Origin of the sequence: Martelella sp. NC20 (assembly GCF_013459645.1) — a bacterium.
In the GTDB taxonomy this organism is placed as follows: Bacteria; Pseudomonadota; Alphaproteobacteria; order Rhizobiales; family Rhizobiaceae; genus Martelella.
The window spans coordinates 128815-150200 of sequence record NZ_CP054861.1; the positions used below are offsets into that span (position 1 = coordinate 128815).

General features: G+C 59.1%; 19 protein-coding genes and 2 pseudogenes. 11 read left to right on the forward strand and 10 right to left on the reverse strand.

Annotation, left to right across the window (positions count from 1 at the left end):
- Nucleotides 1-94 precede the first annotated feature (94 nt).
- From HQ843_RS00625 to HQ843_RS29915, 4 genes are all read right to left on the reverse strand, one after another.
- Complete coding sequence (locus HQ843_RS00625) at nt 95-1462, reverse strand: DUF1254 domain-containing protein (protein ID WP_180903370.1); 1368 nt, start codon at nt 1460-1462, stop codon at nt 95-97.
- Nucleotides 1459-2481 carry a DUF1214 domain-containing protein gene (locus HQ843_RS00630; protein WP_180900296.1) on the reverse strand — a complete coding sequence of 341 codons (1023 nt, stop codon included), beginning with the start codon at nt 2479-2481 and terminating at the stop codon, nt 1459-1461. Before HQ843_RS00630 ends, HQ843_RS00625 begins: the two co-directional genes overlap by 4 nt.
- A gap of 51 nt (nt 2482-2532) precedes the next feature.
- Nucleotides 2533-3321, reverse strand: a complete 789-nt coding sequence (locus tag HQ843_RS00635; protein ID WP_180900295.1) for a hypothetical protein — start codon at nt 3319-3321, stop codon at nt 2533-2535.
- A 478-nt stretch (nt 3322-3799) separates the two neighbouring features.
- Nucleotides 3800-4330 carry a hypothetical protein gene (locus tag HQ843_RS29915; protein ID WP_371822096.1) on the reverse strand — a complete coding sequence of 177 codons (531 nt, stop codon included), beginning with the start codon at nt 4328-4330 and terminating at the stop codon, nt 3800-3802.
- 253 nt (nt 4331-4583) lie between these two features.
- On the opposite strand from HQ843_RS29915, the gene HQ843_RS00645 reads away from it, so the two are divergent.
- Nucleotides 4584-5273, forward strand: coding sequence for a Crp/Fnr family transcriptional regulator (locus HQ843_RS00645; protein ID WP_180900294.1), 690 nt, complete (start codon nt 4584-4586; stop codon nt 5271-5273).
- Nucleotides 5274-5387: 114 nt separating this feature from the next.
- A pseudogene (locus HQ843_RS00650) lies at nt 5388-5795 on the forward strand (MarR family winged helix-turn-helix transcriptional regulator); the annotation flags it as partial.
- A 330-nt stretch (nt 5796-6125) separates the two neighbouring features.
- Here HQ843_RS00650 and HQ843_RS00655 read toward each other — a convergent pair.
- Nucleotides 6126-7028, reverse strand: a complete 903-nt coding sequence (locus tag HQ843_RS00655) for a LysR family transcriptional regulator (protein WP_180900292.1) — start codon at nt 7026-7028, stop codon at nt 6126-6128.
- 100 nt (nt 7029-7128) lie between these two features.
- Here HQ843_RS00655 and HQ843_RS00660 point away from each other — a divergent pair, with 100 nt between their 5' ends.
- From HQ843_RS00660 to HQ843_RS00695, 8 genes and pseudogenes are all read left to right on the forward strand, one after another.
- Nucleotides 7129-7890, forward strand: coding sequence for an SDR family NAD(P)-dependent oxidoreductase (locus HQ843_RS00660; RefSeq protein ID WP_180900291.1), 762 nt, complete (start codon nt 7129-7131; stop codon nt 7888-7890).
- Nucleotides 7891-8371: 481 nt separating this feature from the next.
- Nucleotides 8372-9217 carry a MurR/RpiR family transcriptional regulator gene (locus HQ843_RS00665; protein ID WP_180902006.1) on the forward strand — a complete coding sequence of 282 codons (846 nt, stop codon included), beginning with the start codon at nt 8372-8374 and terminating at the stop codon, nt 9215-9217.
- Between the two features lie 318 nt (nt 9218-9535).
- Nucleotides 9536-11171, forward strand: a pseudogene (locus tag HQ843_RS00670) (ABC transporter substrate-binding protein).
- A gap of 59 nt (nt 11172-11230) precedes the next feature.
- The gene (locus HQ843_RS00675; RefSeq protein WP_180900290.1) at nt 11231-12166 is read left to right on the forward strand and encodes an ABC transporter permease; all 936 of its coding nucleotides are present in this window, start codon (nt 11231-11233) and stop codon (nt 12164-12166) included.
- A complete protein-coding gene (locus tag HQ843_RS00680) occupies nt 12163-13047 on the forward strand; it encodes an ABC transporter permease (protein WP_180900289.1) in 885 nt (294 codons plus the stop codon). The genes HQ843_RS00675 and HQ843_RS00680 overlap by 4 nt, the downstream gene beginning before the upstream one ends.
- Nucleotides 13044-14066: an ABC transporter ATP-binding protein gene (locus HQ843_RS00685; protein WP_180900288.1), complete on the forward strand. Its 1023-nt coding sequence runs from the start codon at nt 13044-13046 to the stop codon at nt 14064-14066. The genes HQ843_RS00680 and HQ843_RS00685 overlap by 4 nt, the downstream gene beginning before the upstream one ends.
- On the forward strand, nt 14063-15055 hold the full coding sequence (locus HQ843_RS00690) for an ABC transporter ATP-binding protein (protein ID WP_180900287.1): 993 nt from the start codon (nt 14063-14065) through the stop codon (nt 15053-15055). The genes HQ843_RS00685 and HQ843_RS00690 overlap by 4 nt, the downstream gene beginning before the upstream one ends.
- The gene (locus HQ843_RS00695; RefSeq protein WP_180900286.1) at nt 15052-15708 is read left to right on the forward strand and encodes an aspartate/glutamate racemase family protein; all 657 of its coding nucleotides are present in this window, start codon (nt 15052-15054) and stop codon (nt 15706-15708) included. Before HQ843_RS00690 ends, HQ843_RS00695 begins: the two co-directional genes overlap by 4 nt.
- On the opposite strand, the gene HQ843_RS00700 is transcribed toward HQ843_RS00695, so the two are convergent.
- Nucleotides 15641-16108 (reverse strand): TRAP transporter large permease subunit, encoded by a 468-nt coding sequence (locus HQ843_RS00700; protein WP_371824626.1) that lies wholly within the window; start codon nt 16106-16108, stop codon nt 15641-15643. The two genes, HQ843_RS00695 and HQ843_RS00700, sit on opposite strands and share 68 nt — an antisense overlap.
- Nucleotides 16109-16162: 54 nt before the next feature.
- Between HQ843_RS00700 and HQ843_RS00705 the strand changes: the two genes are divergently transcribed.
- Nucleotides 16163-16447 carry an SAM-dependent methyltransferase gene (locus tag HQ843_RS00705; RefSeq protein ID WP_180903372.1) on the forward strand — a complete coding sequence of 95 codons (285 nt, stop codon included), beginning with the start codon at nt 16163-16165 and terminating at the stop codon, nt 16445-16447.
- A 228-nt stretch (nt 16448-16675) separates the two neighbouring features.
- On the opposite strand, the gene HQ843_RS00710 is transcribed toward HQ843_RS00705, so the two are convergent.
- The 4 genes from HQ843_RS00710 to HQ843_RS00725 all read right to left on the reverse strand — a co-directional run bounded on the left by HQ843_RS00710 (nt 16676) and on the right by HQ843_RS00725 (nt 20970).
- Entirely contained in the window at nt 16676-17950 is a 1275-nt protein-coding gene (locus HQ843_RS00710; protein ID WP_180900283.1) for an ABC transporter substrate-binding protein, read from the reverse strand.
- A gap of 76 nt (nt 17951-18026) precedes the next feature.
- The gene (locus HQ843_RS00715) at nt 18027-18866 is read right to left on the reverse strand and encodes a carbohydrate ABC transporter permease (RefSeq protein ID WP_180900282.1); all 840 of its coding nucleotides are present in this window, start codon (nt 18864-18866) and stop codon (nt 18027-18029) included.
- Nucleotides 18866-19801: a carbohydrate ABC transporter permease gene (locus tag HQ843_RS00720; protein WP_180900281.1), complete on the reverse strand. Its 936-nt coding sequence runs from the start codon at nt 19799-19801 to the stop codon at nt 18866-18868. The genes HQ843_RS00715 and HQ843_RS00720 overlap by 1 nt, the downstream gene beginning before the upstream one ends.
- Nucleotides 19801-20970, reverse strand: a complete 1170-nt coding sequence (locus HQ843_RS00725; RefSeq protein WP_180903374.1) for an ABC transporter ATP-binding protein — start codon at nt 20968-20970, stop codon at nt 19801-19803. Before HQ843_RS00725 ends, HQ843_RS00720 begins: the two co-directional genes overlap by 1 nt.
- Nucleotides 20971-21386 lie beyond the last annotated feature (416 nt).

Genomic DNA, 21386 nt, shown 5'->3' on the forward strand with positions numbered 1-21386 from the left:
AATCCACCGATAGCATGAAACCCGCGTCGTGGCATGTTTCGAACCGCAATAGCCCTCCAAAGTTGAGGTGCGGGCGAACGGCCAAAATTGGATGTCACGGAAGAGCTTCGATCGGCGGCGGCGCCCAGCGTCCGTCGAGCGCCTCCGCCCTCGGCAGATAGAGCCTCTTGACCACATAGAAGATTTCGGCGGGGGCTGGCAGCCAGTTCGATTCCAGTTCCGGTCCTGGGCTTTCATGCTGCAGGTAGAGAACGATCTCGCCCTTGTCGTTTTTCTTGAGGTCAGCAAGCATCGCCGAGTTGATCAAGTAACGGTCGATGGGGTTGGCGACAAGGAGTTGTTTGGGCCTGTCATACATGGTCAGCGACCAGAAGGCATCGACCGGTGGAAGCCTCTCCGGGGTGAAGGTCAGGGTGTATTTTCCTGTCTTACCGTCAAGTAGCACCTTTTGTGCATCGAAGGCATAGATGACATAAAGCGCCTCCTGCACGGTATTGCCATAGATTCCGCCTTGCGCCGCCGCGGCGCGTGTCATGTATTGGCCCTTCATGAATTCAGGCGTACCGAATATTTTGGACGAATCCGTCAGCCGGGCAGCCTCGTCGCGTATCTCCTTTTCCGTTGCGACCGGCACCTCTTTCATCAGCGCCACAGTTTCGGATGAAAGATCCGCCCCAGGCCACGTTACACCTTCCCGGATATCGAGCTTGGCGAGGTTTTCCCGCTGCGCCTCATCACCCGGATAAGATGGGGCGAATTGCAGCAGGAAGGCTGCAAGCGACCAGTAATTCGTGACCATCAACTCGTCAGAGATCGGCATCCAGTCGATCGACGGCGGAGCATCGGGGGCCGGCGTACCGGCATAGCCGGAAAGCAATTGTGCCTTGTAGCCAGCCTGGATCTCCTTCACCTTGCCGAGATCGTCGGACGAGAAGAGCTGCGTCCTGACGATGCCAATGGCGAGCGTAGTGGGCATTTCGATCACCCGCTTGATGCCCTTCGGCACCTCGCCCTTCCAGCCCGGGCCGGTAATCAGGAAGTCGCCGCCTCCATTGCCGTCAACTCGCGTTCCCGGATAGTCGACATTGTTGGTGTAGAGGTCGATCAATTGCAGCGAATAATAGCGGTTCTTCTCGATTGGCGGCATTGTCACAACGACGGGCTCCGCCCTCAGATCGAAGACGATGAAGGAATAGGGCGTGTCGGAATTCGGCGTGATGATTGCCGTATCTTCAGGCGTGTATACCCTGGCGATGCTGACCAGAGTGTTGAGCGGCCCCTTATATTGGCTGCCGCCCGGCTCCAGTGCGTATTGATACATGGTGAGGTAGTTCTTCACCATCGGATAGGTGTAGATGTAAGCTTCGCGGGCGACAGCCTTGATGTCTTCCTGCGCGAAAACCGGAACTGACGGCAGCACTATCAATGCGGTGGTGCCTGCAAGAAACGTGCGACGCTTCATTTCACTTCCTCGGCAACGGGGAATCTCCAGCTTCCATCGAGAATTTGCGTCTCGGGCCGATACAGACGGACCATGTAGTTCCAGCCCTCGGGCGTCGGCAGGCAGTTGGCGATCTTGCCGTCGCAGCCTCCGAACTGGATCGTGATCGAGCCATCCGCGCTCTTCTGCGCGGTCACATTGTTCAGCGAGTAGGCATTCAACTCGTTCGGCGTGAAGAAGCCGTCCGTGTTGTAGACCGTGACCGACCAAAAATCCTTGACCGGAACATCCTTCGCGGTCAGCCGATAAACGTTCTTGCCATCGTTCTTTTCCGGCGTCACGTTGAGATAGAGCGCTTCCTTGTCAGGATTTCCTCCCCATCCAAGTGCTGCTCCAATCAGATGCCGGACCGGATCTACCTCGTCGCGCGATCCGAACATCTTCGCGGTGTCCGGGAGCAAAGCGCCGAGATCCAGGAGCGCGCGGCGGGTCTTGTCCCGGCTTTTGCCGTCCCACTCGGGAATCTCGAAACTACCCTCTGCTGCCTGCCTGACCGTAACCGCATCCTGGAGCGCATGAACCTTCTTCATGTCTTCGGCGTTGTTGGGATCGGCAAAAAAACGGAAGGCCGCCACGACATAACGGGTCCCTATGTCCTTGCGCGTCAAGGTATATGAACCAGCCCCGTAATATACACCATGGGCGTAGTGGTCCTCATCGATCACAAGGAGCGACACGAACCGGCTGCCGGTATCCGGCACGGTAATAGTCACCGGCCCCGCATCCAGATCGAAGACGGCCGAGGAATAGAGAGTATCCCGGTTCAGGCGAATGACTGTCTGCTTGTCAAGCGGTGCCATTTCGCGCGTATGGTCGAACTTGCCGAAGCCGCCATTGGCGGCGATGCCGGAAAAGTAAAGGTCGCTCTCTGCGCGGACGAAGTTGTCGCTATTGACGAGGATTGGATCGGCGGCGGCAGGCAAGGCAGCAAGCAGCGCCGCCGCCGCAATTGTCGAGAAGTTTAATCTAGCAAGAAGCATGGAAGTCCTCCAAAGTTGAATTTATAAAGACGCAGGCTGGCCGACGAATGGTCAGAAGCTTAGGACAAGGCCAAGGATCGGCCCCTGCTGCACCACGTCGAAGACAAAGTCGTCGTTGCTGTAGTCGACGCCGAGTGCACGATAACCGGCCACTGCGGAGATCCTGTCGTTGAACTCGTAGCCGACACCGGCGGCGAGATCCCAGTCGAGATCGGCCTGCCCGGCGCCGATCAGTCCCCAAGCGCTGAGATAGAGGCTGTCGGTCAGGAAATACCGTCCGCGAAAACCGGCCATGGCATCCACCCATGTGGCGCCGTCACGACCTGAAACCCCGTCCAGAAGGCCGCCGGAAAACGAGAGCTCCGTGCTCGCGTGCCAGATGCGCGCGCCGACCACGACGTCGATGTTGCTGCGGCCATCCTGGAAGACGGCATACCCCGCGCCGACCAGTCCGGCGAATGTCTCCGACGTGGCATCGACCCGTCCAGCAGCAATGCCCAGCGGTGTGGCCGCCCCAGACGACACCTTGGTGTAGATGACGTCGCCGAAGACGCTGAACCGATCGTGGCGTGCTTCGCCAACCGCCATGAACCCGAAGTCGAGATCCTTCAAGATGTCGCCGAAATCGGATTCCAGATGAACCGCGGGCAGACCGAACTGGCCGATATCGCCTGAGATACCGGCGCCCCAGAAATAGGGGCTCGCCGCAAAGGTCCAGCCGTCACTCTCGGCCGGTTTGGCTTCAGGGACGATGAATGGCTGCTGAAGGTCGGCAGCGTTGACAGAAGAACCCGCAGCAACACCGAATAACACCGCCGCCAATATTACATAGGCTTTCATCGACTAGTCCCTCTGTCATCAGGTAAGAATCTGGATCCGGTTTCGCACCCATTGCGGAAACAGGAGTGTGAGCGTGGTTTGCAATCCCCATTCCGGGCCGCCCGTCGGTGCATCGGCGTAATAGCGTCCTCCAATCTGAAAGCTCATGTCTTGAGACCCCACGGTGAAGACCTGGGAGACGCCGACATTGATCGGAACGGTCCACTTTCGTTGTTCCAGTCGTAGTTGGCGTCGACACTCAGGGACACCGACGTTCCGCCACCGAAATTGTAGGATGCGAAGGGTTGCAGCAGGCTGACGCTGACATCGGGTCGGCTCTCCGGACCCGCGACCGACCAGATGTGGTTGGCCAACGCTCCAATCGTCCAAGGACCCTTTTGCACAAGGCCGACAGCCGTTGGGCCAGGGCCGGGTTTGCCATCCCCCAGGGAATCGTCCGTGGCGGTCGGCAGCAGAACGACAGGCCCGGCACCCCAGATCACTCCACCAGGTCCCGGATCCTTGGGCGAAGAGAAGAAGCTGGCATTGATGTCCCCAGGCCGTTGACATCGCTGCCGGGCAGATAGTCGCGGTAGCCGACGGGAATAATGGTACGTGTGATCAGATTCCAGGTCTCATTCAATTCGAACGAAATGACGGGCTGGATATTCAATGTGTCGGCGAAACCATCCCCTTCGGCGCCAGCGCCGAAATCGAAGTTGTTTGGGATCGGGACGCTTATCAGGCTCGCGAACAGATTGGCCAGCTTCTGCGAAAGATCATCAGACGTTTCTTGAGCAGAGGCATTGCCGCCACAGAAAGTGACGAGCGGTGGAAAAGCAAAAACAAGCGCCAATACACCGCCGCTGTATTTGATATTTGCAAAGGGAGAGGGCCTCCGGATTTCAGCACTCATTACATCCCCCAGTCCATTTCTCAGATCTGGCTCGGAGAAAATTCGCCGGAAGGCCTCACGAAGCTTGATGACAGCACAACCATTTCCCGTCTGGAACATTGTGTTGCCATTCAAAGAGTTTTACCTCTTCTCAGCAATCGACGCTTGTGAAGCCATCCTGAAAATAATCACCGACGAGACTACTTTTCACATTCGACGGCACAAGACAGTCCGAATCCGGACAATCTGTAAAAAATTGTATTAGCATACCATCGATCGGGCATCCCGGTAGCTGTTTTTGGACCGTGAAAGGCGTGCATGTGCTTGTCTGCTTTGTATCCGGTTGGCGAAAGACGTTTTGTCCGGATTTTGACAATGGGGAGGAACCATGTTGGATTTGACGCGAGAAAAGGCAGTGCAAGTCATGAGCCAGGGTCCCTGGCTCGCGAATATGACCGCGCCTTTCCGGACAGAACTAATGCGCCGTGCGCATTTGCAGAAGTTTGCTCCCGGTCAGATAGTCTACCGGTATGGTCATCCGGCCGGGGGGATGTACGGGCTTGTCACCGGCTCCCTTACCATCAATTCGGCGCCACCCGACGCAACCCCTCGTTTGGTCCATCTCGGAATGCCGGGCACATGGACGGGCGAAGGTCCCTTCTTGACCGGCCAGCCACGCAGGGTCGAGTTGAAGGCCCTTGGCGGTGCCTTGATGATGCATGTGCCGCTCGACGCTCTGGACCAGATGGCGGCTCGCGATGCTGGCGTATCGCGGGCGATCGGAATGAACACCGCGTTCACCGTTGATATTCTTATTCGGATTATTCACGACTTACAAAAGCGCAATGTGGGCTGCAGAATCGCGTCCGTGCTTGAGCGGGCCGGTTGGCTCGGCGATATGCCAATCCCGTTGTCTCAAGGTGACCTTGGCGTCATGGCGAATGCTTCACGGCAGCAGGTCAACATGGCAATGCAGCGTTTCGCTGCAGCCGGCTGGGTGAACTCCACTTATCGATCAATCACCGTCATCGATCCGCAGGCACTGCGGCAATTCTCCGAAGGCGGCGACTCAGAATAATAAATCTAGATGCGCTTGCTGGGCCGAGACCGATGAAACAGAGAGCTACGTCTGCGCTATAGTCCACCAAAATGAATGAAAATAGTTAGGCGACATACTATATGGCGCCTTATGATAAGAATGCTTGAGCAAAAACACATGGCGATGCTGGAGGAAGCCGAACGTCGGGCTATCGCGCCTACGGACAACACGCGCGCGTGTTTCGAACTGTTGGCTTTGACTGACGCAATCGATCGCGATTGTGCCGTCCGGCTAGCGCGGCATCGCCTTTCCGAAGGCAAATTCGTTCTGCTGTTCCTCCTGCACGACAAGTCCGATGGGCTGTCGCCGCATGAACTAGCTGAACGTGCGGGCGTGACGCGGGCGACAATCACCGGGCTTCTCGATGGCCTTGAACGGGACGGGTTCATAGCCCGGCGCGGTGGTCTCGACGACCGGCGCAAAATCGCCATCGCATTGACCGAAGCTGGCCAGAAGACGGCGTGTGATCTGTTCAACGAACATACTGAATGGGTCGCGTCAGCGAAGCCGCGCAGCGATAGCTAAGACAGGAAATCATATCTTCGAGCGGATCGCGTTAGCCATTCCGCTTGTCGCGAGGGCGTGATATCGGCGGTATTGTTCGGCCGCCTCCCTCGCCGTCAGCATTGTGGTAATCGGCGGCGCATAGACTATTGTAGGCGGCAATCGGCGGGGCTGGCGGGCCGAGAACGACGAACCGGAGAACTACGTTTACGCCATAGCCCTCCGTGGCCCTGCTTAATATGTGGGAAGCAATATTCTCCGTTTCGCAGCGCCGTCAATGAGAGACGGTCTCCGGAAAATCTACGGCGCTGTGGCGTTGCTGCAGAGCTATTGAGCGACAAGTTCGCCGTCGCGGCCGAAAGTCGCAACAGCAAAGGAAATAAAGCTACGCAGTCGAGGCGTCATACGTCGATCGCGATAATAAAGCAGCCACATGGGGCGCTCGCCAAGACCCCAATCTGGGAAAAGCCGGGCGAGGAAGCCTGCTTCTATATCGCGTTTCAACAAGATTTCCGGCTGCATGATGATACCGAGCCCGGCACACGCCGCAACACGAACCGCCTGGCCGCTGTTCACCGTGATCATTCGGGTCGGCGTGACCCGTACATCTTCCTCGCCTCGCGTGAACCGCCAGGGCGAACGCGCCGAGGGCGTGAAGGCGATGGCCTCGTGACCGTCCAGTTCGCTTGGATGCGAGGGCGTGCCCTTATCCGCGAGGTAGCCCGGTGCGGCGCAGATCACCATGCGATAGGGCGTTAGCGGTCTCGCGATCATGCTGTTGTCCGACATCGTGCCGATGCGGAACGCAACATCAAAGCCTTCCTCGACGAGATCGACGTTCCGATCGGTCAAGATGATGTCGAGTTCGACGTCCGGCGCAGCAGTTCGATAGCCGGAGAGCGCTGGCATCAAGGCTTCCGCGCCAAACGTCGTGGGCGCGGTGATGCGCAACCGGCCTTGAATCCGTGTCCGCTGCAACTCGGCCGCTTCTTCGGCAAGCGCGATCCTGTCAAGGATGTCGCGGCATTGCTCAAAGTAGCTGGAACCAAAATCCGTCAGGCTCTGGCGGCGTGTTGTTCGGTTTAGGAGCCGGGTGCCAAGGCGCTCTTCCAGAGCTGCAATGTGCTGCCCAACCATCGCGGGCGATTGTCCAAGAGCCACCGATGCAGCGCTCATGGAGCCAGCCTGCACCGTTGTAACGAACGCCTGCATGCAGCGCACAAGATCCATTCAATAGTTATCCTTTAAAATATTCTCTTTTTTTGGCGTATTATCACTAAAATTATTTGCAATTACAACACCTGCGATGAAATCTTCAAAGGAGTTGGACATGACGCTCGCGCGGTTTGCCGGAAAAACAATCGTTATCACAGGTGCGGGAACAGGTATGGGGCGCGCAACGGCGATCCGCCTGTCAAAGGAGGGCGCGCGAAGCGTTCTCGTTGGGCGACGATCAGAACCTCTTGAGCAGTTGGCTGGTGAGATCATTGCCGATGGCGGATCGGCCTTGGCCATCGCTTGCGACATAGGCAGCGAGACGGCTGTCCGCGCCATGGTTCAGCAGGCGATTGACACGAACGGCCGCATCGACGGCTTGTTCGCCAATGCAGGTGTTCTGGGCGCGTTCAAACCGCTCGTCGAAACAGAGGTAGCGAATTTCAAGGAACTGGTCGCCACGAACATGCTGGGGACGTTCCTCAGCCTCAAGCATTGCCTGCCCTATCTCGAAGGCGGCGCAATCGTCATCAACGCCTCATGGACCGTGAACAGCGTTATGCCCGGCGCTGGTGCCTATGCGGCCAGCAAGGGCGCGCTCATCGCCATGATGCACACGCTCGCGATGGAGCAAGGATCGAGAAACATTCGGGTCAATAGCGTAAGCCCCGGAATCATCCTGACGCCGATGGCCGATGAGGTGCTCGATCCAGCGTTTTCGGCCCGACTTGCCGCCCACACTCCCCTTCGCCGAAACGGAACACCGGAAGATGTGACGGGAACAGTCGCATGGCTTCTGTCTGAGGATGCACGGTTTGTCTCGGGGCAAGACATCGTGGTGGATGGCGGCTTCACGCTTGGAGGCCCGCGCCTATGAGCGGACGGACTACGGATCGGGGAGGCTCCTGTCGGAACGCCCCAATCTGGAGGTGAAGGTGTCAACCATCTCTCCAGAGTGAAATGTAAGCCAGTGATCGGAATGGACATGAAAGGCAAATGGCGGAGCATTATAAACCTGCAAAAGTCGGCCACTTTGGCACACGCATGAGCCTCCCGGGAGGGCCGTAGCCCGAGCGGGGGGCTCATGCGTGTGAGGCGTGTCAATAAGCATGGTGTCGGAACCCCGTTCACTTCAACGATTACAAATACTTATAGTTCCAATCGGCGTCGAACCCCTACGCCGAGTGACACCCTCATTTCGGTCCTTCAGGCGACACTGTCGGCGACCAGGAACCGGGCAGTGGAGGCATATGGGGACCAAGATCGCATTGCTGGCGAATTTGGTTGCATCGTCGTCGAGAAGCGGACAATATTTTCACGTCGAGATCGCGCAAAAAAGAACGATTGTAGGAAAAGCCATGTCGCCGGAAAACAACCCTGCCTTCCTCACCAGGGTGCGCAACCAGCTTGCGGACATGCATCCTGCCGAGCGGCGACTTGCCGAGTTCGTACTGACATTTCCGGGCGAGATTGCCAGCTATTCGGCCTCGGAGTTGGCGCGGCTGGCCAATGTCTCCAATGCGACCATCTCCCGCTTCATCCAGCGCCTGGGATACGTCAACTACGACGATGCGCGCCGCCGCGTGCGGGCAGAGAAGGAGGGTGGCGCCGCCATCTTTCTCGGAGCCACGAATGCGGACACGCCCGATCAGAGGCTCGCTTCGCATCTGGAACAGGCGCAGGCCAACCTCAATCGCACCTTCGCGACCATCTCCATGCCGGAGATCGATGCCGTCGCTACCGCGATGATTGAGGCGAGGCGGGTCTGGATCACCGGCTTTCGGACCGGACAGCCCTTTGCCAGCTATTTGCGCTGGCAGACGCTGCAGGCGATCGACCAAGTCTACCTTTTTCCCGGTCCCGGCGAGACACTGGCGGAATATCTGACGAGTATCGAAGCCGGCGACGTCCTGATCCTGTTCGGCCTCAAGCGTCGCACGGCCTCCTTCGGGGCCCTGTTGAAACAGGTCGTGCGCTCAAAGGCGAAAATCCTTTTGATCAGCGACGAGTCGCTGGAGCGCCGCAGTGACGTCGATTGGCATGTCCAGTGCCAGACGCCTGCGCCCGGCCCGCTGTTCAACCACGCAGCGGTGTTGGCCTATTGCCATGTGCTGGCTACCCGTGTGGTCGAACTCTCGGGCAAGCCTGGCCGCAAAAGGCTCTCCGCCATCGAAGTGGCGCATGATCTGCTGGATGAACTTTAGTCTGCGCTGCGCGTGAACGCATTTCCCCGCCAGAAAAATGGCCCGTGCCGCTAAATAGGATGCCGAACAGACGCGGCGCTTCTCCGCCCCGCCTTTGATCCGACAGTGGCGATGACGACGTGGGCACAGCCCACGTCATAGGCAATACGCCTATAATTTATGCATTTCAGGAAATTGCACTTAATGTTGGCTTACCAGCCAAGCCTTGGCAAAGCCTTGAATCTCAATGAAAATATATTTTCATATATATGTGGCATGAAAAATGCTTCTTATACCGTAACTGGGAATGGACCCAGCAATGTTCAAAAGGAACGAAGCATGAGACTTACCTCTCTCACATCATCCGCAGGAAGAAGCATCTCCCGATTGGCATTGCTGCCGGTGGTTACCGCCAGCCTTCTTCTCGCCCCCAGCCTGCCCGGCCGGGCCCAGGGGACTCTGCGCATCGCCATGACGGCCTCGGATATTCCCCTGCCGAATGGCCAGACCGACCAAGGTGCCGAAGGCATGCGGTTCATGGGCTACACGGTTTTCGACTCGCTGGTCGGCTATGACCTGTCCTCGGCCGACAAGCCGGTGACGTTGGTGCCCTCGCTCGCCACCGAGTGGTCGGTCGATCCTGACGACTTGACAAAATGGACATTCAAGCTGCGGCCTGGCGTCACGTTCCATGACGGTTCCGATTTCAATGCCGATGCCGTGGTCTGGAATCTCGGTAAGATTCTCGATGCGGAGGCTCCCCAGTTCGACGAGCGCCAGGCGGCGCAGGGTCGCGGACGTATTCCCTCAATCGTTGGTTATGAAGCCATCGATAATCTCACCCTGCAGATCACCACAAGCGCGCCCGAGGCGCTGATCCCCTATCAGATCGCCTGGATCGCCATGTCAAGCCCGGCTCAATGGGAAGTGAGCGGCAGTTGGGACGCCTTCCTGCATAGCCCCTCGGGCACCGGCCCCTTCAAGGTCGAGACCTATGTGCCGCGCGAACGTGTCGAACTTGTTCCCAATACCGAATACTGGGACGAGGCGCGCATCTCCACCCTCGACAAGCTGGTACTGCTACCTGTTCCCGACCCCTCCGCCCGCGTTGCCGCCTTGCGCTCGGGCCAGGTCGACTGGATCGAGGCGCCGCCGTCTGACGCCATAGACAGCCTGCGTGGCGCCGGGTTCGAGATCACCTTCAATGTCTATCCCCATGTCTGGCCATGGCACTTTTCACTGCTCGAAGACTCCCCCTGGGCCGACATCCGCGTCCGCAAGGCCGCCAATCTGGCGATCGACCGGGCAGGCATGAAGGAATTGCTTGGCGGCATGATGGTGGAAGCCGAGGGCATGGTCCCCCCCCACCAGCGACTGGTTCGGCACGCCCCAATTCAGGGTCACCTATGACCCCGATGCCGCTCTGACCCTGATGGCCGAGGCCGGTTATTCCCCCGCCAATCCCCTGACGGTCAAAGCGATCATCTCTCCATCGGGCTCAGGCCAGATGCAGCCCATGCTGATGAACGAGTTGATCCAACAGAACCTGGCGGCAATCGGCATCAATGTCGAATTCGATGTCCGGGACTGGAACGCTCTTCTGGCCAATTGGCGCGCAGGCGCGAAAGATCCCTCCACCGACGGGGCGACCTCCACAAACAGCTCCTATTTCAGCCAGGATCCATTCACCGCACTGATGCGGCATATCGATAGCCGCCTCATCGCCCCCAATGGCACCAATTGGGGCTATTACGAGGATGCGGAAATGGACGGCCTCATCGACGCCGTTCGCAACGAGTTCGATCCCGAGACCCAGCTCGCCACCATCCAGGCGATGCACGAGAAGATGGTCGACGAGGCGCTGTTCCTGTTCGTTGCCCATGATGTGGCGCCGCGCGCCATGTCGACCAGGGTCCAGGGCTTCGTGCAGCCGCAGAACTGGTTCATCGACCTCACCAAGGTCACCGTCGAGTAGCACTCCCGGCCCGCCGGCGTGCCGGTGGGACTGCTCCCCCATTGAGAAGGAGCCTGAGCATGTTCGTCTACATCCTGGAACGCGTCGCCTATGCAGTACCGGTCACACTGGCGGTCAGCGTCATCTGTTTTCTTCTGGTTCATATGGCACCGGGGGACCCCCTTTCCCTCGTGCTGCCATCTGATGCCAATCAGGCGCTAATCAATGCCACAATGACCAAATATGGCCTCGATCAACCCCTCCCGACCCAATATCTTTTCTGGCTCGGTAATGTACTGAGGGGTGATTTCGGGACATCGATCGCAACGGGCCGGCCCGTCGTCACCGAAATCGCCAACGCCCTTGTCTATTCGCTGGTTCTGGCGCTGGTCGCGGCCACTATCGGCTTTGTCGTCGGTACGGTGCTCGGGACCGTGGCCGGCTACTGGAATGGGACCGTCATCGACAAACTGGCTTCGGCTGTCGCCATCTCCGGGGTTTCAGTGCCACATTACTGGCTGGGCATCGTTCTGGTCGTCGTCTTTTCTGTAAACCTCAACCTGTTGCCCGCCATGGGCGCGGGCGAAGCCTGGGGCGTCGACCGGTTGCGCTTCATGGTACTCCCGGCATTGACGCTCGCCGCCATGCCCGCCGGCATTATCACGCGCTCGGTGAGGGCGCTGGTGGCCGACACGCTGAACAAGGACTTCGTGACCGCACTCGAAGCCAAGGGTCTGAACCAGGGTACGATCTTCCTGCATGTGGTCAAGAACGCCGCCCCAACCGCCATTGCGGTGATCGGGGTCCAGCTTGGCTATCTCATGGCCGGGTCCATCCTCGTCGAAACAGTCTTCTCCTGGCCCGGAACCGGGCTGCTGCTCAATACCGCTATCCTCCAGCGCGACATCCCGCTTCTGCAGGGAACGATTCTGGTGCTCGCGCTGATCTTCGTCGCCCTCAACCTGCTGGTCGATATTGTCCAGCCCTTGTTCGATCCAAGGATGAAACGCGCATGACCACCACAGCTATTGCAGTCGATGACCGAAAGGTCATCATCGCCTCTCGCGGCTATTGGGCCGGCGTGTGGCAGAGACTTTCCCGCGACGCCGTCTCGATGATTTGCCTTGCCGTTCTTGTGGCAATGATCCTCGCAGCCGTATTCGCCCCGCTTATCGCGCAGAGCGATCCATCAATCGGCAGCGTGACCAGCCGGTTGAAGCCAGTTGGCACGCCCGGCCATATCCTGGGCACGGACGAACTGGGACGCGACATGCTCACGCGCCTGCTCTATGGCGGCCGCATGTCGCTCACAATGGGCATACTGCCGGTCGTGATGGCTTTGCTGATCGGGGGGAGCCTCGGCACCATTGCCGGTTTTGCCGGCGGGTTGACCAATGCGATCATCATGCGCGCTGCCGATATCCTGTTCGCCTTTCCCTCGGTTCTTCTCGCTGTTGCCGTCACCGGGGCGCTTGGCGCAGGCTTTTTCAACACGCTCCTTGCGCTCACCGTCGTGCTGATTCCTCCTTTGATCCGGATTTCGGAGAGCGCCACGACACAGGTGCGTTCGCTTGATTTTGTCGAGGCGGCACGCGCCAGTGGGGCGGCTGCCTTGACCATCATCCGCGTCCATATCCTGGGCAACATCATGGGGCCGGTGCTGGTCTATGCCTCGAGCCTCCTCTCGGTCTCGATCATTCTGGCGGCGGGCCTCTCCTTTATCGGACTGGGCGCGCAGCCCCCAACCGCGGAATGGGGCCTGATGCTCAATACGCTGCGAAACGCCATCTACAGTCAGCCCCTGATCGCCGCGCTGCCGGGCGTCATGATCTTCATCGTCTCCCTGAGCTTCAACCTGCTGTCCGACGGACTGCGCAGCGCCATGGATGTCAAATGATGGAACAGACCCCAAGCTCCCCTCGCTACATTCTCGAAATCGCACGAACGACCAAGCATTTTCCGGTGTCCGGCGGCGGCTTTGGCCGTCCACCCAAGACGGTGCAGGCCGTGTCCGATGTCAGCTTCCGCATACCGGAAGGCACGACGCTCGGCATCGTCGGAGAATCCGGCTGCGGCAAGTCGACGACAGCCCGTCTCATCATGGGCTTGATCGATATGGATCAAGGCGACATCCTGTACAATGATCGGCCAGTCGGCCGATCGGCGGCTGAAACCAAGGCCTTCCGCCGTCAGGTGCAGATGGTGTTCCAGGATTCCTCCGCTTCGCTCAATCCGCGCCTCACCATCGAGGCCTCGATCATGTTCGGGCCGCTCGTGCATGGCGAGGCTGCCGACAAGGCGCGGCGCCATGCCTATGAATTGCTCGAGCGCGTGGGGCTTGATCCCGCCCGCTTCGCCGGTCGCTATCCGCATGAACTCTCGGGCGGTCAGCGCCAGCGCGTCAACATCGCCCGGGCTCTCGCGTTGGGACCAAAGGTGGTGATCTTCGACGAGTCAGTCTCGGCGCTCGACAAATCCATCGAAGCGCAGGTGCTGAACCTGCTGATCGATCTGAAGCGAGAGCTGAACCTTACCTATATCTTCATCTCCCATGACCTGAACGTGGTGCGCTATATCAGCGACAATGTCATGGTGATGTATCTCGGCAAGGTCGTCGAATATGGGCCGTCCGAGACGCTGTTCGCCGGGTCGTCCCATCCCTATACACGGGCACTTCTTGCTTCCATGCCGAGCCTCGACCCCGAGAACCGGACGCAGGCCGCTCCGGTGTCAGGCGATCCGCCCAGCCCCATTGACCCGCCGGCCGCCTGTCGTTTCCACCCGCGCTGCGCTCTGGCCCGGCCAACCTGTTCAAGCACTGCTCCCGAGCTATACGAGGCCGGGGAGGAGCATGTCGCAGCGTGCCATCGCAATGATGCGCAATCGCCTTACTGGGTCGAAGGAGAACCCGCATGACCGCGCCCGCGCCACACGCGCCGCTCCTTTCGGTGCGAGACCTGACTGTTCAGTTCCCGACCGAACGGGGGATGATCACCACCCTCGACAAAATATCCTTCAATCTCGGGCGTGGGGAAGTTCTCGGCCTGATCGGGGAATCGGGCAGCGGCAAGAGCGTTACCATGCGTGCCCTGCTGCGCATCCTGCCGCCTAGGCGGACGACCATGACCGGGTCCATCACAATGGAAGGCAAAGACGTGCTTTCCCTCAAAGGCAATGACCTGGCCAATTATCGCGGCGGCAGCGTAGCAATGATTTTCCAGGAACCGATGCTGGCCTTCGATCCGGTCTTCACCATTGGCCGGCAGATCGCCGAAACGGTCGTGCGCCACAAAGGCGTGTCCTGGGATGCCGCTTATGCGCGCGCCCTCGATATGCTGGAACTGGTCCGCATCCCATCGGCAAAATCGCGGCTGGACAATTATCCGCATGAAATGTCCGGCGGTATGCGCCAGCGCGCCATGATCGCGCTGGCGCTCGCCTGTTCACCCAAACTGTTGCTGGCCGACGAGCCGACCACAGCCCTCGACGCCACTGTCCAGATTCAGGTCATTCTTCTCCTCCGGGAGTTGCAGAAGGAACTGGGCATGGCCACGATCTTCGTCACCCACGACGTTGGCGTGGCTGCCGAAATCTCGGACCAGATCGCCGTCATGTATGCTGGCCGCATTATCGAAGCCGGGACGGCCTCCGAAGTGCTGAAGTCTCCCGCCCACCCCTATACCAGGGGACTGCTGTCCTCGACCATCCACGGCGCCATGGCGGGGCAGCGCATCGAGGCCATACCGGGCATGCCGCCGGATTTGGCCAATATGCCGCCCGGTTGCGCGTTCTCGCCGCGTTGCCCTCTCGCATCGGCGGCGTGTCGGGCCGGCATTCCGCCCCTGGGGCACATTGCAGGAAACAGGACAGTGGCCTGCATCCGGGTGGAGGGTGTGCCTGCGTGATCCGTATTGCGCTTCTTAACCCCAATGCAAACAAAGAAACCACCGCGCGCATGACGGAGATAGCATCGGAGACCGCCGGTCCCGATATTGTCTTCACAGGTTTCACCGCCCCGGCTGGTCCCATGATCGTCGCCGATGAAGCAGCGCTCGAGGCCGCCGCACAAATGGTCATCGCGCGCGGTGAAGAGCTTGGTGGGGGCGAGTTTGACGGCGTGCTGATCTCGGGCTTCGGCGACCCGGGGCTCGACCGGCTTCGCGCCAGAATTGCCATCCCTGTAACCGGCATTGCGGAGGCCGGAATGAGGGATGCGACCCAAGGAGGGCGCCGCTTTAGCATTGTGACCACAACGCCCAGACTGAAGGCGGCAATCATTTCGCGGGCCATTCGGCTCGGCCATGGCGAGAGCCTCATCTGCGTGCGCCTCGCTGGCCCCGAGGAGGTGATGCACGACCCACCGCGCCTTCGCGAGGCTCTGCTGCTGGCCTGCCGGCAATCCATTTCGGAAGATGGTGCCGAGGTGATCCTGATCGGCGGGGGGCCGTTGGCCGACGCTGCCCGAGCGATCGCACCCCTGATTGCCGTGCCTATCGTTGAGCCGATTGCGGCAGGAGTTGGACTTGCCCGTGCGCGGGCTGAATTGAAGGTAGTTTGAGCAGACGGAGCGGAACGGCCAGCATCAGTGCGATCATTGCCATCAGCGCAATGATGAAGGGGGGGGGCACGCCGATGAAGACATCGGTCAAGTCGCCCCTGCCCCGCACGCCATGCACAACATAGCACAGCATGCCGATGGGCGGCGTCAGCACCGAGGTCTCGGCGACCAGCACCATCATCACCCCGAACCAGATCGGGGCATAGCCGAGACCGATGACGATCGGCCTGACGATCGGGATGGTCAGTACGATCATCGCCAGCGTGTCCATGAACATGCCGAGAACCAGATAGATCCCGAGGATCATCAGCATCGTGGCCAGAGGGCTCCAGTTCAGCCCGCGGACAAGATCGTTCACCGTGCCTGCCATACCGGTGGCGCCGATGACGAAGTCGAGCAGGAATAGTCATTGTCTTGACTTGTTCTGACATGGCCCTCCAAAGCTAAAATAACCGTGTGGAGGGCCGAAGCCGACGAAACCGAGAACTACGTCTACGTATTTTCAACATCACGGAACGCAAACACCGGCTTCACAACCCGTCCCCCCGACAAGTATGACACGCTCGGACAGGTGCTTTGCCTGGAGCAAGGGGCCAGCGTGCTCGATCACGGCAGCGGCTCGGCTGAGATGCTTTGCACCTGGGCCCGCGATTTCGGGATTACCGGCACCGGCGTCGACATGAGCCAGATCTTCTCCGACCAGGCGAAACGCCACGCCGAAAGTAGCCGTCACTTTTGAAACGCCCAGGCCTTCGTTTTCGGAGTTGAAGCATGTTCGTAAATCGCAAGATGGGAAGGATCCCGAATGTTCGGATTAACCGCTCTTGAACTGGCGCGTATCCAGTTCGGCTTCCCCGCGACAAGCCGAGGCGGGCATGGCCACAAATTGTGAATGCAAAAAAGCTCTGGCCGTGCCAGAGCTTTAATGTTGGATCGGCTGTTTTTCTATTCGTAAAACAATGCCAGCTTACTTGTTGGCCATAACCGAAGTGACGTGATCGCGCACCATCGTCATCGCCTCCTGCGGCGAGATCTTGCCGCGCTGCAGTTGATCGAGAACCGGTGCAACGCCCTTCCAGACATCGTCGGCCGTGTTGTCCGGATAGGCAAACCAGGGCCTGGCCGCATCCATTTCGCTGAAGGCCGTCAGGAAGTTCGGGTTCTCGGCATAGAAGTCTTTGAGAACCTCCGCCGTCTGCTTGTTTGTCGGCATGTATCCGCTCGCCCTGGAAACATTTGCCTGGGTTTCGCCGCTGGTCATGTATTTCATGAACTCCCAGGCGGCGGCCTGTTTCTTTTCATCCTGAGCAAGCATCATCAGGGCCGCGCCGCCAGCCGGCAGGCCGCCGTTTTCGGCATCAATCAAGGGGAATTTGACAGTGCGCATCGTAAAGCGATCGCCGATCGCCTTGCCGTAGCCGACGATTTCAGATGGAGATTCGACGACCATGCCGACTTTGCCTGCCAGAAACTGCTGGGTCGCGGGCGTTGGCGTGGCATAGACCGTCATATCGGTCTTGACCGCCATGTCCTGGGTGATGCGCAGAGCTTCCATTCCGGCTGCATTGTCGAAGCCGATCCCGGTTGCTTCGGCATTGAGCATGCTGTTTCCGGACGCCATGACGAGCATCTGCCAGAACCAGTCATCGCTCAGTCCGCCAACGGAAAAACTGAGGCCGATACTGCCGTCACCCAGTTGGTTGACCTTCTGAGCCAGTTCGATCACGCCGTCCCAGGTGGTCGGGAAGTCATCGACGCTGCCGCCGGCCGCCTCGATCATTTCCTTGTTTACATAGACAATGGGAAGGGACGCGGTGAACGGCATCGCATACTGCTCGTCCCCGACCCTGGCGAGGGAAAGAATGGCATCGGCATAATTCTGCTCGACCCAGGCCTCGCCCTCCTCCTCCATGAACCCGGAGAGGGAAACGTCAAGCCCGCGATCCTCGAGAATGGACGCAAGGCTCGGGACGCCGGAATAGGAGGCGAGGTAGACGTCGGGGGCGGAATTGGTCATCAGGCCGCGAATGACATTCTGGTCACCCGCGCTGTAGTTCTCCGCCGGGGCCTGATCCTCGATCACCACGCCCGTGTGCGTAGCATTGAAGCTTTCGATCACGCTGCCGATCCACGGCAGTTGCGGATGGTAGAAGGTGAGAGTGACAGGCTCATCGGCCCAGGCTGGCAAAGCAAGCGACAGCAGGGTGGCCGTCGCGGCCAGAGTAGCTTTCAGTCTACGCATTGCAGTTCCTTTGGATGGTTGTGTGCGGGTTGCGAGGAAAACACGGGCCCTGCCGGAGCGATCCGGCAGATCCAGTTCACTTGACCCCGGTCATCGTGATGCCCTGGACGAACTTTCGCTGAGCGATAAGGGAAACCAAAATGAGCGGAGCGGTGACGAGGGTGGCGCATGCCATCAGGGGACCGAAGCTGTCGCCGCCCCCTCCCTGGCTGCGGAAGAAAAGCAGCCCCAGGGTCGGAGGGGCCATATCTGCGGACCGGATGGCGATCATCGGCCAGTAAAGGTCATTCCAGTGAAAGGTTACCGAGAAAATCGCGAAGGCTGCGATCGCCGGCAGCATGGCGGGCATGACGATGCGAAACACGATTTCGATCTCGCTCATGCCGTCTAGACGGGCAGCGAGGAGGATCTCGTCCGGAAAGGACTTGATGAACTGGTGGAACAGAAAGATCGCGAAACCCGAGGTCAGGTAAGGCACCATCATCGAGAAATAGGTGTCCAGCAGCCCGACCTTTGCCAGGACGATGAAAATCGGCAACGCCGTCGCCTGTGCCGGCACAGCCAGGCTGAGCAGGACAAGGGCAAAGAGAATCCTGCGGCCCTTGAAGTCATATTTGGCCAGGGCAAAGGCGCAGATCACTGTTGTCAGGATCTGGGCAATCAGAATCCCGCCCGTCATGATCAGGCCATTCAGCATGAAACGGAGAAGGGGCGTCTCGAACAGGGCGCGCCCGTAGTTCTCGGCAATCGAATCCCAGACGGCCGGCGGATTGGAGACGGCGCCGAAAATCGCGCCGGCACTTTTGGAAGACGCCCGCCACATCCAGAAGAAGGGATAGACCATCAGCACGGCGGTCAGCATCAGGAAGGCATGAACGGCGACGATCCTGGTATGGCGAAACAAGCGGACAGCCATCAGAAATGCGCCTTCCTGTTGTTCGCCATAACCTGGAAGATGCTGAAAAGGCCGATCAGGGCCAGGTAGATGACCGTAAGGGCGCTGCCATATCCCGCCTTGAGGCCGACAAAGCTGTCCTGATTGATCTTGTAGAGCAACATCTCGGTTGCGCCGTACGGACCGCCATTGGTCAACACGGCGACGGTATCAAACGCCTGAAAGGCCTGAATGCAGCTGATGGTGATCACGACAATGGTTGTCGGCGCAATCAGCGGCCAGATGACGTAGCGGATGCGATCCCAGAAATTATCGATCCCGTCCAGTTGGGCCGCATCCGTCAATTCCTTTGAAATTGTGGTGAACCCGGCCAGAAACAGGATGAGGTTGAACCCGAGCGAATGCCAGATGCCGATAATGGCAAGCCCGATGAGGGCGAGATCGCTATCGGCAAAGAAATCGAACGGCCTCATGCCCAGGGACGTCATCAGCGTCGCCAGCGGGCCGATATTGCCGTTCAGCAGGTAGCTCCAGACAATCGACATGGCAGTCAACGTGCTGGTGACCGGCAGGAAGTAGATGATTTCATAAAACCGGCGAGAGCGCGTTCTGTTGTTGAGGAGAGCCGCCAGTATCAGCGCCAGACCGACCGAGATGGGCACCACAAGCGAGGTATAGATCGCGCTGTTCTTCAGGGCGTTCCAGAAATAGGGGTCGCGGATGAGCCTTTCGTAATTCCCCAGCCCGACAAGGGACAGTGAAGCGCGCCCCAGCTTGTAGTCGGTCAGGCTGACGATGAAGACGACAATGACCGGCGCGATCACGGTTGCAAAAAGCAACAGGAAGGCTGGCGCGGAAAAGTAATAGGCATAGGCCTTGTAGCCTCCGCCATCGCTTTTGCCGATCGGTGCGACGGCAGGCGGGGCTTCGCTCGAAACGGAGAGGGCGTGGGTCATCAGTCTGTGCCCATTATCCTGAGAGGCGCCGGCATCAATTGGCCCGCGCTTGAAAACAGGAGGGCATTCTGCGGGAGAATGCGCAGCGCGACCCTGTCATTGATGCCGCCATCATTGCGCAAGCGTTCGAAGCGTTCGGCGCGCATCTGCATCCGGATCCGCTCGACGCCAAGCGCCGATCCATCGCAACGCAGCGTGACTTCCGAGCCGGAAAACTCCACATGCGTGAGCGGCAACGTGAAATCCGCTTCGCCGCCCAGGGGGACGGCATCCAGAGATTCCGGGCGCAGACCGAGGATGTAGTCGCCGTCCGGCGCATCGGATGTGCTCAGATTGAGGCATGTCCGCGCCAACTGGATATCGCCGTCGGCAACCGTCACCGGCAATTCGTTGATGGCGACGGAGCCAACAAAGCGAGCGACGGCAAGCTCGGCGGGGCGATTGTAGATGTCCTGCGGTCTTGCACATTGCACGATGCGTCCGGCCTGCATCACCGCGACCCGACTGGACATCGCCATGGCTTCCGTCTGGTCATGGGTGACATAGAGGAATGTGATGCCGGTGCGCCGATGCAGATCGGAAATTTCTTCTCGCAATTGAATTCTCAACTTGGCATCGAGGTTCGAAAGCGGCTCATCCATGAGAAAGACCGATGGCTGCCGGACAATGGCGCGCCCAACGGCCACGCGTTGTCTCTGCCCCCCGGACAGCTGCGCCGGTTTGCGATCCAGCAGATGCTGAAGGTCGAGCTGCCCCGCCACCCTGGCGACGCTCTGCGCGATCTCCCGATGCGTCTGGCGGACCTTCCGCGAGAGCAGCCGGCTACCAGGTAGTCTCTGCCGAAAGGACAGGCGGCTCATTTCCAGAGGCATGCCGATATTCTTCGCGACGCTCATATGCGGATAGAGCGCGTAGGACTGGAACACCATGGCGACGTCGCGCTTCTTTGGGGGCAGCTGCGTGATCTCCTGCGCGCCGATATGGATCGAGCCGGAACTCAATTGTTCGAACCCCGCGATCATGCGCAGCAAGGTCGATTTTCCGCATCCCGACGGGCCAAGCAGCGTCAGGAATTCTCCCGGCTGGATGTCGAGATCAATTCCCTGGAGGATTTCCGTTCCTCCAAAGTGCTTCCTGACATTGGCTATCTTGATCCCGCGACCATTCATTGCGTCGCTCCAACTTGATTTTGCAGATCTCACCGGACTGTGCCGGATCGCTTTTCGTGAGGTCTCTATAGGCACCCAAGTTGACAGATCGATGACAGGGGTATCTCTTTTGAGAAAAATTTATTAAATGAATTCAAATGGTTTACATTGACAAATAACTATACAGTCACATATACCGAGCCTTGAGAAGCTGAAAAGAACGGGTGAAACGAGTGTCCCAATGGCTCTTGATCGGGGAATTTGGCGACGCGGCGATCACCCTGTCAGGCAGCGAATGGCCTGCAAGGCGGCGAAGAGGACTGCCGGGTCTGAAGGACGACTTTTGAGGCATTTTGCCATGTTGATGGCAGCAAGAATCGCGCGATCAGGCGGAACAGGAAATGACCAAGCCGTTGCGTGGAGCTTGTGTGCGTGGC

Coding starts and splice junctions, on each gene's coding strand:
- HQ843_RS00625 (WP_180903370.1), bottom strand. CDS start 1,462: ATGAAGCGTCGCACGTTTCTTGCAGGCACCACCGCATTGATAGTGCTG.
- HQ843_RS00630 (WP_180900296.1), bottom strand. CDS start 2,481: ATGCTTCTTGCTAGATTAAACTTCTCGACAATTGCGGCGGCGGCGCTG.
- HQ843_RS00635 (WP_180900295.1), bottom strand. CDS start 3,321: ATGAAAGCCTATGTAATATTGGCGGCGGTGTTATTCGGTGTTGCTGCG.
- HQ843_RS00645 (WP_180900294.1), top strand. CDS start 4,584: ATGTTGGATTTGACGCGAGAAAAGGCAGTGCAAGTCATGAGCCAGGGT.
- HQ843_RS00655 (WP_180900292.1), bottom strand. CDS start 7,028: ATGGATCTTGTGCGCTGCATGCAGGCGTTCGTTACAACGGTGCAGGCT.
- HQ843_RS00660 (WP_180900291.1), top strand. CDS start 7,129: ATGACGCTCGCGCGGTTTGCCGGAAAAACAATCGTTATCACAGGTGCG.
- HQ843_RS00665 (WP_180902006.1), top strand. CDS start 8,372: ATGTCGCCGGAAAACAACCCTGCCTTCCTCACCAGGGTGCGCAACCAG.
- HQ843_RS00675 (WP_180900290.1), top strand. CDS start 11,231: ATGTTCGTCTACATCCTGGAACGCGTCGCCTATGCAGTACCGGTCACA.
- HQ843_RS00680 (WP_180900289.1), top strand. CDS start 12,163: ATGACCACCACAGCTATTGCAGTCGATGACCGAAAGGTCATCATCGCC.
- HQ843_RS00685 (WP_180900288.1), top strand. CDS start 13,044: ATGATGGAACAGACCCCAAGCTCCCCTCGCTACATTCTCGAAATCGCA.
- HQ843_RS00690 (WP_180900287.1), top strand. CDS start 14,063: ATGACCGCGCCCGCGCCACACGCGCCGCTCCTTTCGGTGCGAGACCTG.
- HQ843_RS00710 (WP_180900283.1), bottom strand. CDS start 17,950: ATGCGTAGACTGAAAGCTACTCTGGCCGCGACGGCCACCCTGCTGTCG.
- HQ843_RS00715 (WP_180900282.1), bottom strand. CDS start 18,866: ATGGCTGTCCGCTTGTTTCGCCATACCAGGATCGTCGCCGTTCATGCC.
- HQ843_RS00720 (WP_180900281.1), bottom strand. CDS start 19,801: ATGACCCACGCCCTCTCCGTTTCGAGCGAAGCCCCGCCTGCCGTCGCA.
- HQ843_RS00725 (WP_180903374.1), bottom strand. CDS start 20,970: ATGAATGGTCGCGGGATCAAGATAGCCAATGTCAGGAAGCACTTTGGA.